This window comes from Cellvibrio sp. (genome assembly GCF_039207905.1).
In the GTDB taxonomy this organism is placed as follows: Bacteria; Pseudomonadota; Gammaproteobacteria; order Pseudomonadales; family Cellvibrionaceae; genus Cellvibrio.
Genome location: NZ_JBCECX010000028.1, coordinates 31,563 through 44,611, shown reverse-complemented (window position 1 = coordinate 44,611; position 13,049 = coordinate 31,563). Strand labels below are relative to the sequence as shown.

9 protein-coding genes are annotated in these 13,049 nt (G+C 48.3%); 8 read left to right on the top strand and 1 reads right to left on the bottom strand.

Features of this window, described 5'->3' with window-relative positions:
* Positions 1–138: 138 nt before the first annotated feature.
* Genes AAGC78_RS15990 through AAGC78_RS15980 form a run of 3 tightly spaced genes read left to right on the top strand, consistent with a single transcriptional unit; the run spans position 139 to position 3,475 of the window.
* Complete coding sequence (locus tag AAGC78_RS15990; protein ID WP_435785101.1) at positions 139–864, top strand: SapC family protein; 726 nt, start codon at positions 139–141, stop codon at positions 862–864.
* A gap of 41 nt (positions 865–905) precedes the next feature.
* Positions 906–1,940: a cupin-like domain-containing protein gene (locus tag AAGC78_RS15985; protein ID WP_435785100.1), complete on the top strand. Its 1,035-nt coding sequence runs from the start codon at positions 906–908 to the stop codon at positions 1,938–1,940.
* A 50-nt stretch (positions 1,941–1,990) separates the two neighbouring features.
* Positions 1,991–3,475, top strand: coding sequence for a tryptophan halogenase family protein (locus AAGC78_RS15980; RefSeq protein ID WP_435785099.1), 1,485 nt, complete (start codon positions 1,991–1,993; stop codon positions 3,473–3,475).
* A gap of 65 nt (positions 3,476–3,540) precedes the next feature.
* Here the strand turns inward: AAGC78_RS15980 and treS are convergent, their stop codons facing one another.
* A complete protein-coding gene (treS, locus tag AAGC78_RS15975; protein ID WP_435785098.1) occupies positions 3,541–6,825 on the bottom strand; it encodes a maltose alpha-D-glucosyltransferase in 3,285 nt (1,094 codons plus the stop codon).
* Positions 6,826–7,377: 552 nt separating this feature from the next.
* Between treS and AAGC78_RS15970 the strand changes: the two genes are divergently transcribed.
* The 5 genes from AAGC78_RS15970 to treZ all read left to right on the top strand — a co-directional run bounded on the left by AAGC78_RS15970 (position 7,378) and on the right by treZ (position 13,020).
* Positions 7,378–7,947 (top strand): DUF4142 domain-containing protein, encoded by a 570-nt coding sequence (locus AAGC78_RS15970; protein WP_435785097.1) that lies wholly within the window; start codon positions 7,378–7,380, stop codon positions 7,945–7,947.
* A gap of 83 nt (positions 7,948–8,030) precedes the next feature.
* Entirely contained in the window at positions 8,031–8,411 is a 381-nt protein-coding gene (locus tag AAGC78_RS15965; protein WP_435785096.1) for a termination factor Rho, read from the top strand.
* Between the two features lie 50 nt (positions 8,412–8,461).
* Positions 8,462–9,571, top strand: a complete 1,110-nt coding sequence (locus AAGC78_RS15960) for a mechanosensitive ion channel family protein (protein WP_435785095.1) — start codon at positions 8,462–8,464, stop codon at positions 9,569–9,571.
* A gap of 120 nt (positions 9,572–9,691) precedes the next feature.
* The gene (gene glgA, locus AAGC78_RS15955) at positions 9,692–11,263 is read left to right on the top strand and encodes a glycogen synthase GlgA (RefSeq protein WP_435785094.1); all 1,572 of its coding nucleotides are present in this window, start codon (positions 9,692–9,694) and stop codon (positions 11,261–11,263) included.
* On the top strand, positions 11,263–13,020 hold the full coding sequence (gene treZ / locus AAGC78_RS15950; RefSeq protein WP_435785093.1) for a malto-oligosyltrehalose trehalohydrolase: 1,758 nt from the start codon (positions 11,263–11,265) through the stop codon (positions 13,018–13,020). The genes glgA and treZ overlap by 1 nt, the downstream gene beginning before the upstream one ends.
* Positions 13,021–13,049 lie beyond the last annotated feature (29 nt).

The following is a 13,049-nucleotide window of genomic DNA, read 5'->3' as shown; positions in this document are numbered from 1 at the left end:
TAAAAAGCCGCTGATTTAGCGGCTTTTTAACTTCTTCTGAAGGGGTTTAATTTCTCAGGTATGCTGTATTTATATGCATCCCCGCAATACAAATAATTTTTATAAATCCAAAGGTCTCTCAAGGTCTGGAAATCAAGTATGGCAAACACAGCATTATTGAATAACGTAACGCACCATCAATTAAAAGTCATCACCCGTTTCGGTGCCGAATTTGGTGATAGCATAAGCAGCGCTCTGGTTTTCCCGACAGAGTTTATTGAGTTACAAAAAGAATATCCGATTTTATTCAGGCAGCATCCAGAGACTAAAAAGTATCAGGCTACGGTGTTATTAGGTCTAAGCCAAAATGAGAATCTCTTTTTAAATTCTTCAGCACCATCGGGATGGGCAGCACATTACATTCCCGCTACTGTTGCCAAAGGACCGTTTTTAATTGGTATGCAGCATCAGGATTCAGGTAATAGCAATATTCCGGTAATTCACATCGATATGGATCATCTGAAAGTAAATAATGAAAACGGTTATCCTTTATTTCTGGAACATGGCGGTAATAGTCCTTACCTGGAATATATTGCGAATGTGTTAAAAACAATTCATCAAGGAATTGCAATACAAGATGCAATGTTCACCCTATTTTCAGAGTTGGATTTAATTGAACCCATTGATATCGACATTGATTTACATAATGGTGAGAAGCGTCGCTTGTTGGGCAACTTCACTATTCATGAAGAAAAACTCATGGAGCTGGGCGGCGATCAATTAGAACGGCTTAATAAACTCGGATTTTTATCGCTAGCTTTTGCTGTCATCACCTCAATGACTAATATCCGCAGGTTGACAGACATCAAAAAGAGCCATAAGTAATGCTGTCAAAATAGCGATGACCAAACGTAAAAAATTACATCATGTCCATGATTACAGCGTCCACTACCGTTATTACTGATTGCACATCTGAAACCTTGGATGAGCGCATTTTGTCATCCAAACAACCGGTCATTATTAAAGGCTTGGTTAAGCATTGGGCGCTTGTAGAGCAAGGGCGCCAATCAGATAGGAATGCCATTGATTATTTAAAATCCCATTACAACGGTCGCCCTTCCGTAGCTTGTATTGGCTCACCTGAAATACAAGGACGATTTTTTTATAGTGCTGATGGTACGCAGCTAAATTACCAAACTCAGCAAATGAAAATTGATGAGCTTTTGGATCTCATACAAGCGGGATTTTCTGAAAAAAATCCCACTTCTTATTACATTGCATCGAATGTTATTGATACACATTTTCCTGGTTTCAGACGGGAGAACGATATTGTTATTCCAAGGCCAGAAGCAAATGTCGCGCAGGAAGATCTTCGCGTAAGTATTTGGATTGGAAACCGTACCACCGCCTGCTGTCATTATGATGCTTCGGATAATTTAGCTTGCTGCGTGGTAGGCAAGCGCCGCTTTACCCTGTTTCCGCCGGATCAAATTGCTAATCTCTATCCTGGGCCTTTATCACCCACTCCCGGTGGACAGGCGTTAAGCATGGTTGATTTTGCCAATCCTGATTTCAGTAAATATCCCAGGTTTGCTGAGGCAATAACGCATGGGCAAATCGCCGAGCTGGAAGCGGGCGATGCTTTGTATTTGCCGAGTATGTGGTGGCATCAGGTTGAATCCCTAAATCCATTTAATGTGTTGGTCAATTATTGGTGGAGTAATTCGGCCAGGTACATGGGCTCAGCAATGAATGTTTTGTATCACGCACTATTAAGCTTGCGCGATAAACCAGAGCATGAACGGCAGGCTTGGAAACATATTTTTGATTACTACATTTTTGATGACCCGGAACAGGCTGGCAAACACTTGCCTGATGAAGCGCACGGATATCTTGGCGAAATTGATGCAGCAAAAAATAAAATGTTGCGCGCATTACTATTGAATAAACTTAACCGCTAGAAAAATTATCGGTATTGAATAATCCATTGATGAGATGTGAGTGATTAGCCTTGAAAAATAATAATGTAAAAAAAGTAGTGATCGCTGGTGGTGGCACTGCTGGTTGGGTAGCGGCAGCAGCCTTGGTTAAACAACTCGGTAAATTATTGGATGTTGTACTGGTTGAATCTGATCAAATTGGTACTGTTGGTGTGGGTGAGGCGACCATTCCGCCAATGCGCACATTCCATTCATTATTAGGGATTGATGAGCAAGAGTTTATGCGCGCTACCGAGTCCGTTTTTAAACTCGGTATTTCTTTTAAAAATTGGGGCCAGATTGGCGATCAGTATATCCATCCGTTTGGTAGCACCGGGCAAGGTAGTTATCTGGCCGACTTCCAGCATTTATGGCTGCACGGTAAAAGCAAAGGCATCAATGAAGAGTTCGGAGCATACAGCTTGGAAGTCCAGGCTGCTAAAGCAAATAAATTTGCCACATCAAAAAATAATATTCTCAATTATGCCTATCATCTGGATGCTACCCGTTACGCGCAATTTCTACGGAAGTTTAGTGAAAAGTTAGGCGTTAAGCGCATCGAGGGAAAGATCCAGCAAGTACAGCAACATCCCGACGGCGATATTAAAGCGCTGCATCTGGAATCCGGGGAAATTATTGCGGCGGATTTTTTTATCGATTGCACAGGCTTTGCTGGTCTGTTAATCGATAAAACTTTAAAAACGCCTTATGAGGATTGGTCGCACTGGCTTCCCTGTAACAGTGCTGTTCCTGTACAAACTGAATCGATTGAGCCTGCTAAACCCTATGTTACTTGCACTGCTCACAAGGCGGGATGGCAATGGCATATACCTTTGCAGCATCGGGTGGGTAATGGCAATGTTTTTTGCGATGCGTTTATGTCTGACGAGCAAGCCAAACAACACCTGCTAGAAAATGTTCAAGGCAAAGTATTAACTGAACCCAGAGTCATTAAATACAAAACGGGGCGACGTAAAGTTTTCTGGAATCGCAATTGTGTTGCTTTGGGACTTTCCAGCGGATTTGTTGAGCCTCTGGAATCAACCAGTATTTACATGTTTATGATGGGAATTGTTAGGCTGATGCGGCTATTTCCATTTAATGGTGTAACTCAATCTTCCATCGACGAATACAATCAACAATCTATTGCTGAACTGGAAAATATCCGCGATTTTATTATTTTGCATTATCACGCTACTTCGCGTGAAGACAGTGAGTTTTGGCGTTACTGTAAAAATATGAGTGTCCCTGATTCGCTGTCCCATCGGCTTGAACTGTTCAGGGAGAATGGTCTCTATTATCAAGGCGACAGAGAATTGTTCAGGCTTGATTCCTGGCTACACGTCATGTTGGGGCAAGGCATCATGCCCAAACATTATCATTCGATATTTAAAACTATGTCGGACGAAGAGCTGGTTAGTCATCTGACCAATACCCGCAACACTATCGCCAACACCCTAAGCAAAATTCCGAACCATCAGGAATTTGTAAATCAGTATTGCAAAGCGCAGCGCTGAGATGCAATTACTGGAAAATGATTAACAACATTATCCAGTAAAGCCATATTGATGGTGATGCGATTTTATTTATCCAATAAACCGCTCACCAACTCCCACAACCCCTGCGTCGGTAAACTTAACCAATTCACATCGTAGTGTGCTTTAAAAATGGTATTGATGCGGTTATCAATACTACACAGTGCGAGCATGGCTTCGTTCTGTTGTTTTGCTTCAGCCGTGATGATCGATTTGGCAGTGTTGCGGTAGGCGTCGTAAAAGGCGGTGCGCGATAATTTGAGATAGCGGATGGCAAGCGCACTGCATTTGTCCGTTTCGGCTAGCACATCAGTGGTGGTGATATTGCGGATGGCGACTGCAGCCGCATCATCAAACGAACAGAGCATATCGGCAACATCATTAAACGGGCTGCTGTGTAATTCGCCGGCGGTGCTGTGGCCGGTGCTCTCCTCTTCGAAGTTGGCAAAGTAGGCATCGTCGCGCACCACTAGCACGCGCGCCAAATGCAGATTGCCGTGAATGCGAATACAGAGGGCACCGGTTGCGCGGCTGGCAAGTGTGCTGATTAGTTTTTCAATCGCTTTGCTATTTGCACGCAAGCCATCAACAGCATCGACACCCGCTACCGTTCGGCATTCGTCCAACAATTGCAGTGCGTGGTTGAAATTTTCAATTACATTTTTTCCCCAAGCGACTGCATCTGCTCTGCTAAATTTTTTGGTGCCGAAGCGAGGGTTGTTGCTCTTCTGAGACAGAATCATGTGCATCTCGCCCAAGCGCTTGCCGAGGATGCGCGCAAAATTGCACAGCTCATCCAAAGGTGGGCTTTGGCTATCCATTGAGGAGCTGCCGCTGCTGGTCAGGTCGCGGAAGGCGCGGTCAAGAATACTTTGTGCCCACTGCCATGCATCGCCCTGATTAGTTTCGTAGCCTTGCAGAATCATTAGTGTGTGCGCTTTATCCTGCTTATCAACGCGGCGCACTTCACCCAGTATGGGTGGAATGTGATTAAAGTTGTGGGCAATTAAATAATTGCTGATTTCAATTTCCGGATGCAATCCATCCACTAAGCGGCGCACCGGTTTAAGTACCATGGCTTCACCGACAACAACGGCGCAATTCGCTTGTTTGGTGGCGACAAGATTAATTTCTTCATCAGTGTGCTCATCAATATCCAACAAACTTTGCGCAGGAATGTAATGCACTTCGCCGTCTTCCCAATGCTCCACTACACGGTCGCGCAATTTGCGGATCACTTTGCGGCTAAAATCGGGCAAGGTAAAGGCATCGGTCAATAATCCCACCGTGCGTTTCTGGCGCAGACGTGCGATGGCTAATTGTTGCGATAAAGTTCCCGCCTGGCTATCCGGCACAAATGCGAGAGGCAAATAATAATATTCAGGCGTTGCGCGGCAATTTAATTCCACCTCCATTAATAAATAAGGGTTGGCTTCATCGCCAAAGGTATTTGCATGCAATATGCTCACTTCATTAGCCGGTTCGCCGGGGCGACAAACCCAAGGGCGTTTAGGGAAATAGGCTGGTAGGGATTCTTGTTCGAGTGTATCGCGCGCAGGCAATTGCAATAAATCGATGAGCCCCTGTTTGATAATCAACGTGGGCAGTTCCGGCATGGTCTCAATCGGTGCAACATACCACGCGGGCATTTGTGTTTCATCGGCGAGCAAAAACCAATAAAAACCATAGGGTGGTAAGGTCAGCAAATAATTTAATTTAGTGATGGGTGGAAATAAGGTTCCGCCGATCATTTCTACTGGCGCTTTGCCTGCGTAGAGAGAAAGATCCAATTCAGCCGCTTGGGCAGCGCGCGACATATTGGCGACGCACAAAATAATTTCAGTGGTGCCATCGGCGTTAGTGTATTCGCGGATATACGCCAGTATGCGCCGGTTAACGGGAGTGAGAATTTTTAAACTGCCGCGACCAAACGCTTTTTGTTGTTTGCGCACCGCGAGCATGCGGCGCGTCCAATTTAACAGCGAGTGAGTATCGCGCGCTTGCGCTTCCACATTAATGGTTTGGAAACCGTAGAGCGGGTCCATAATCGCGGGCAAGGTCAGGCTCGCCGGATCTGCGCGCGAGAAGCCACCGTTGCGGTCGTTTGACCATTGCATTGGTGTGCGCACGCCGTGACGGTCGCCGAGAAAAATATTATCGCCCATGCCGATTTCATCGCCGTAATAAATCGTCGGTGTACCGGGCATGGACAACAGCAAACTATTGAGTAATTCGATGCGGCGACGGTCGCGCTCAACCAGCGGCGCAAGGCGACGGCGAATGCCTAAATTTAATCGCGCGCGTTTATCAACCGCATAATGATTCCACAAATAATCCCGCTCGCTATCGGTCACCATCTCCAGCGTTAATTCATCGTGGTTGCGCAAAAATATTGCCCACTGACAATTTTCAGGAATGTCGGGCATCTGCCGCAGTATATCGATAATCGGAAAACGATCTTCCTGTGCAATTGCCATATACATGCGTGGCATTAGTGGAAAATGAAATGCCATATGGCATTCGTCGCCATTGCCAAAATATTGCTGGATATCTTCCGGCCATAAATTCGCTTCCGCCAATAACATGCGGTCGGGATATTGCGCATCAAGATAGGCGCGAATTTGTTTGAGCACCGCGTGAGTCTCGGGCAAGTTTTCGTTGAGCGTGCCCTCGCGTTCAATCAGGTAGGGAATTGCATCCAGGCGTAAACCATCAACACCTATATCAAACCAGAAACGCATAATGCTCAATACTTCTTTGAGCACTTCTGGATTATCAAAATTCAAATCGGGTTGGTTGCTGTAAAAGCGATGCCAAAAATATTGGCCAGCGACCGGGTCCCAGGTCCAATTGGAACTCTCGGTATCAGAAAAAATAATCCGTGTGCCTTCGTATTTTTGATTGGTATCAGACCACACATAAAAGTTACGTGCTTTGGAATCTTTTTTCGCGCTGCGCGCTTTTTGGAACCAGGGATGTTGGTCAGAAGTGTGGTTGATTACCAATTCGGTAATGACGCGCAATCCGCGCTTGTGTGCTTCTTTAATAAAACGGCGCGCATCTGCCATGGTGCCGTAAGCGGGATAAATGGCGCGGTACTCTGCAATATCATAACCGTCGTCGCGCATGGGTGACGGATAAAACGGCAGCAGCCAAATTGCATTCACGCCCAATTCGGCGATGTGATCTAATTTTTCAATCAGCCCGACAAAATCACCAATCCCATCATTATTGGAATCGAAATAGGATTTCACATGCACTTGGTAAATGACGGCATCTTTATACCAGCTGGGATCATTTAAAAATGCATGGTGCGCGGATTTTTTTGCCATAAGCTGTCTCGCTCTTTCCGTGAAAATCACCTTGAGTGCGAGATTCGGTTAGTTAACCGCGCACCAAATTTGATTGAAATTGCAAATAGCAGACCAGTGTGGCGCCGTATTCCTGTAATGGCTTTACATAGCTACAGGAATTTTCATTATTAAAAGATCAGTACAGCCGCGCCAGTCAACAAGTTCAGGATAGTCCAGATTGAAAATGATGGTTGTGCACGCTTAAGTGGCAGGCGCAAAAATTACATTGCTATTGAATATGTGTACTTGAAAAAATTACAAATCAGCTGCTGTTTATAAGCCATAGCGTTGTAAATAGATTTCTTAATAGAACCTTAATAATTTTCGCTCGGTGCGCCACTGCACTTAATTTTTAAATAGCTTCATCTAAATCATCCCCCTCTGTGCGGCAACACACTTAACGCGCGATTATTTTTTTATTGTGCGGCGCTTCGTCAAATTGGCCTTGATATTGCGTAATTACCCTTACTTTAAAATGCACGATCATTTTAACGTTTACGCAATATCAATTATTGGACGAGGTAATAAATTATGAAAACTTCAACTTTCAAATTTGCTAACACCTTCTTTGCCGGGATGTTCTTTGCTGCTTTTAGTTTGATTGGCGCCCAAGCTTTCGCTGCGGGTGTGGACACTGACGATTTTATTGATGAGGCATCCGCAAAAGGTATTGCCGAGATTGAGGCAGGGAAACTGGCGATTCAAAAGTCGACCTTTCCTGAAGTAAAAGCCTATGCAAAAAAAATGATTGAAGACCATGCAACCGCTAATAAAGAGCTGCGCGCATTGGCAACCAAAAAGAATGTGAAAGTAGCGGATGATGCTGAATTGCTGTCCCGCGCTAAAGCCTATGTGCTAAAACAACGCGATGGTGAATCTTTTGATGCAGCTTACGTTAACAACCAAATTGATGCGCATAAAGCCACCATCAAATTGTACAAAGATGCGTCCTCTTCTACTGATGAAGATGTACGCCGTTTGGCTGCAACCTCACTGCCTAAATTGGAGCATCACTTGACTGAAGCAGAAGCTTTGGTTGGCGTGCTTGCCCGTGGCAGCAACAACATCAAAGTAGATGATGGTAAAGCTGATCATCATTAATTTTCCAGAAATAAATCTGGTGGGCACTCCCCGCCAGATGGCTTGAAAATCAAATCAAACATTGTGATTGAGGAGATGAAATCATGGCCATAGGCAGTAAAGCAAAATACACCGCAGCGCAAAAACGCAAAGCTCGCCACATTGAAGAAAGTTACGAGCAGAAAGGAATTTCTCCGGAAAAGGCAGCGGAAATTGCATGGGCAACGGTGAACAAACAATCGGGTGGCGGTGAGCGCTCAGGGTCTGGAACTCATACGTCGGCCAGAGAGAAAAAAGCGGCACGTAAGGATTCAGCAAAAAATGCCGTTGCAACAAGGAAAGAAAAAGCGAGTAGCAATTCGCTTGAGTCGCATACCAAAGAATATTTATTGCAGCGGGCGCGGGCACTGCATATTGCTGGTCGCTCATCAATGAACAAGCCGGAGTTGATTCTGGCACTACGGCGGGAAGCGTCAACGAGTTAAACCGCTGTAATTTAACTGTAGTAATTACGTTGTGCGGAGATCGGGTAACTATGGCAATAAATTGGGAAGCATATATAGGCGAAATACAACTGCTTGCGATTGCAGTTGGTGTCTTTCTCTTTTTAATGTTATTGGCCCGCTGGGTCGCACGAATTTTAATCCGCATCGTCACCCCTCTTTCATTTGCGCGCGATATTTTTATTAACATCGCCGCACCGCTGCAATTATTGGTTCCCCTTATTGGTTTGCAAGCGGTATGGGGCACTGCAGATGATAAAACGCTTTTTATTTCTCCGCTGCGCCACGCAACCACGCTGTTTATTATCGGTAGCGTTACCTGGTTGGGTTTGCGCATTGTGGATGCATTGCATCAATTAATTACGCGACGCAATCCTACCAACGTTAGCGATAACCTTTCGGCGCGCCGAATTCAAACGCAAACCAAAGTGCTTGAGCAGACTCTCAGCCTGATAATTATTTTATTTGGCATCTCGGCGATGCTGATGACCTTCCCTATGGCGCGGCAATTCGGTACCAGTATTTTGGCTTCTGCTGGTCTTGCTGGTCTGGCAGTTGGTTTTGCCGCGAAACCGGTATTGGGAAATTTAATTGCCGGATTGCAATTGGCGTTCACGCAACCGATTCGGTTGGATGATGTGGTGATCGTCGAAGGTGAATGGGGGCGTGTAGAAGAAATTACCAGCACCTACATTGTTATCCGCATTTGGGATGACCGCCGCTTAATCGTTCCGCTGCAATGGTTTATTGAAAATCCGTTCCAGAATTGGACTCGCAAAACTTCCTCGTTGCTCGGCTCGGTGATGCTGTGGGTGGACTATGCACTGCCACTGGAACCGCTGCGCGCAAAATTGGATGAGCTTTGTGAGAAAGTGCCTGACTTATGGGATGGCCGGGTAAAAGGTATTCAAGTGGTAGAGACAAAAGAAAACGCAATTCAATTGCGGATTTTGGTCAGCTCTGCCGATTCATCACGCAATTTTGATTTGCGCTGTTACCTGCGTGAAAACCTGATCAATTTTATTTCGGTGAACTACCCGGATCACTTCCCGCAAAACCGTACCAATTTTCGCGAAGTGCGCCCGGAAGTTGCTCCCGAGGCAAAAAAAGTGGTGGCGCCTGATCCGCAACCACCCGTTTAGTTTTGAATTAATTTTTTGAGTTGAAACTGTTCTTTTTAAATAGTTTTTTTGAAATCAAGTTGTCGCGTGAACTGGAATCGCCGGCGTACTAAAAACCACTATCTCAATCAGGTGAATATCATGGGCGAACCAGCCTTAAAATCTGAAATGCTAATTGCGAATGCCAATGCGCTGCCGATTTCAGAGCGGCGACAAATGACGACAGTCTGCGATAAAAAAGAATTGCAGCGCAAAAAAATATTATTCGTCACGCCGGAATATACGGGATTAATTAAAGCGGGCGGCTTGGGTGATGTGTCTGCCGCTTTACCAAAAGCGCTTTCTGCACGACACGATGTGCGTGTGCTGATTCCGGGTTATCGCCAAATTATGAATAGCGAATACCCGATCAGTATTGTGGCGCGGCTTGAGGGATTTGCGGGATTACCGCCGTGCAAAATCGGCGAGCTGACCATGGATGATGGCTGCACTATTTATGTGGTGATCTGCCCTGAGTTGTATGAGCGCGAAGGTTCTCCTTATGGCGATGCCAGTGGTCGCGATTGGCATGACAACCATATCCGCTTCGCACGTTTTGCGCTCGCGGCGGCTGATTTGGCAATGGGTAAAGGCCATTTGGGGTGGCGGCCGGAGTTGGTGCATGCCCACGATTGGCCTGCGGCATTAACGCCCGCGTATATGGCCTGGCACGGTCAGGCGACCCCGACAGTATTCACTATTCACAACCTCGCGCATCAGGGATTGTTTGGCCCTGAGTGCGGCGCTGACCTCGGCTTGCCGCCCGAAGCATTTCGCGTGGAAGGGATGGAGTTTTACGGCAAGTTATCTTTCCTGAAAGCGGGCATTGTCTACGCAAACCAAATCACCACCGTGAGCCAGACCTACGCGCGCGAAATTACCCAGCCGCATTTTGGTTGCGGGCTGGATGGCTTGCTCAAATGGAAATACGACCAGGGGCTGTTGCACGGTATCACTAACGGTATCGATGAGAGTTGGGAGCCGGGCAGCGATCCGCACTTGGTGGAGAGTTTCAGTTCGCGCGAGTGGGCAGCCAAGCGCGCCAATACCCGCCATGTCGAGCGCCTGTTTGATCTACCGAGTGGTGATGGTCCTTTATTTGCCGTGGTCTCGCGACTGGCGCAGCAAAAAGGTGTGGATCTGACGTTCAACGTCGCTTCATCGGTAATTGAAGCCGGTGGCCGCATGGTGATTATGGGTTGCGGTGAGTCGCAACTGGAATCACAGGCGGTGCAATTGGCGCGGCGTTATCCCGGCAAAGTCGGGGTGCATATCGGCTTTAACGAGGCCGAGTCACGCCGTATTTTTGCGGGCAGCGATTTCCTGTTAATGCCCTCGCGGTTTGAGCCCTGCGGGTTGACGCAGATGTATGCCCAGCGCTTCGGCTCCCTGCCGATTGCCACGCGCACAGGCGGCTTGGCCGACACTATCGAAGACGGTCTTAACGGCTTTCTGTTTCAAGATGCCATCGCCAACAGTTATCGCGCGGCGATTGATCGCGCGCTGAAAGTATTTGCGCGCCCAGCGCTGATGAATGCCATGCGCTGCTGCGCCATGGCCTCGCCGCGATACTGGCGCGAATCGATCAAGCCCTACGCCCAGTTGTATCAGCACACGGTTCAGGAAGCGCAGCGCAAATTGGCGTTTTTGCCGATCTACGGAGGTCGCTGTTAATGGAGCATCCCGCACCAAGGCATGGCGCGCAGGTACTACCTAACGGCGGTACGCGGTTTTCCCTCTGGGCACCGGATGCACGCAAGGTGTCGCTGCTGTTGTGGAGCGGCGATTCACTGGCAATGCATGCAACCGGTGATGGTTGGTATGAGCTGGAGCATGCCTGTGGCAACGGCATGGATTACCGCTTTGTGATCAACGGTGAGCTGCAAGTGCCCGATCCCGCGGCGCGCGGGCAAGTGGATGATCCCACCGGTTGGAGCCGGGTGCTCGATCACAGCAGCTACCAGTGGCAGACCCATCGCTGGAATGGCCGCCCCTGGCAGGAGACGGTGATCTACGAACTGCATGTAGGTTTGCTGGGTGGCTTTGCCGGTGTGCGTCAGCAATTGCTGGCGCTGTCCGAATTGGGCGTGACGGCGATTGAGCTGATGCCGCTGGGCGAATTCCCCGGCGCGCGCAATTGGGGTTATGACGGGGTACTGCCGTTTGCGCCCGATTCCGCCTACGGTTCACCCGACGATTTGAAAGCCTTGATTGATACCGCCCACGAACTCGGGCTGATGGTGTTTATCGATGTGGTCTACAACCACTTCGGCCCCGACGGCAATTATCTCGGCCATTACGCCAAATCATTTTTCCGCGAGGACATCCAAACCCCTTGGGGTGCCGCCATCGATTTCCGTCGCCGCGAAGTACGCGACTTTTTTATCGAAAACGCGCTTATGTGGGTGCTGGATTATCGCGTTGATGGACTGCGCTTTGATGCGGTGCATGCGATTAGCGAAAAGGATTTTCTGGTCGAGCTGGCGATGCGGGTGCGCGGAGCAATCCCCCGTGAGCGCCATGTGCATTTGATGTTGGAGAACGAGGAAAACGACCCCGCTCTGCTGCAACAGGGTTTTGATGCGCAGTGGAATGACGATGGTCACAACGTTCTGCATCACCTGCTGACTGGCGAGCAGGAAGGTTATTACCAGGATTTTGCCGATGCGCCCACGGTAAAACTGGCGCGCTGCTTAAGTGAGGGATTTATCTTTCAGGGCGAGCAGGATCGGCGTGGTCATCGCCGTGGCGCACCCAGTGGCCATTTGCCGCCGACCAGTTTTATCCTCTTTCTGCAAAACCACGATCAAACCGGCAACCGCGCCTTTGGCGAGCGCTTGAGCCAGTTGGCTGACGAATCTGCCCTCGGTGCCGCGCGCGTGTTGTTGCTGTTATCGCCCATGGTGCCGCTGCTGTTTATGGGCGAGGAATGGGGCTCAGAACAACCGTTTCTGTTTTTCACTGATCACTCGCCCGAGCTGGCCAAGGCGGTATGCGAAGGCCGCCGCAACGAGTTTGCCGAGTTCGGTCACCACCAGCGCGACGAGATTCCCGACCCCAATGCCGTCGGCACTTTTGATGATTCCAACCCCGGCTACGCAATGCCAAAAACCACCGCCCAGCAGCAGTGCCTGGATAGCTATCGCCGGTTGTTGGCGATCCGCGCGGCAGACATTACTCCACGTCTGGTCGGCGCCTATTCGGCGGGGGTGACTATTTTGGGCGAAGGTGCGATCTCGGCTTTTTGGCGTATGGGCGATGAGCGCTTGCTGCGCATTGACCTCAATCTGGGCAAGTCGGCCGTCGACGTAAAAGCCCCTTGGGAGAAAGTGCGGGTGCTGTTTAACCACCGCGTGGATAACGCGAGTTACACCCAAGGTGTGCTGCCGCCGCTGAGTGCGCTGGCGAGCATTGATAGTGGAATCTCTTGATGGCGGTATCTCTTGAGGGTGGTATCTAC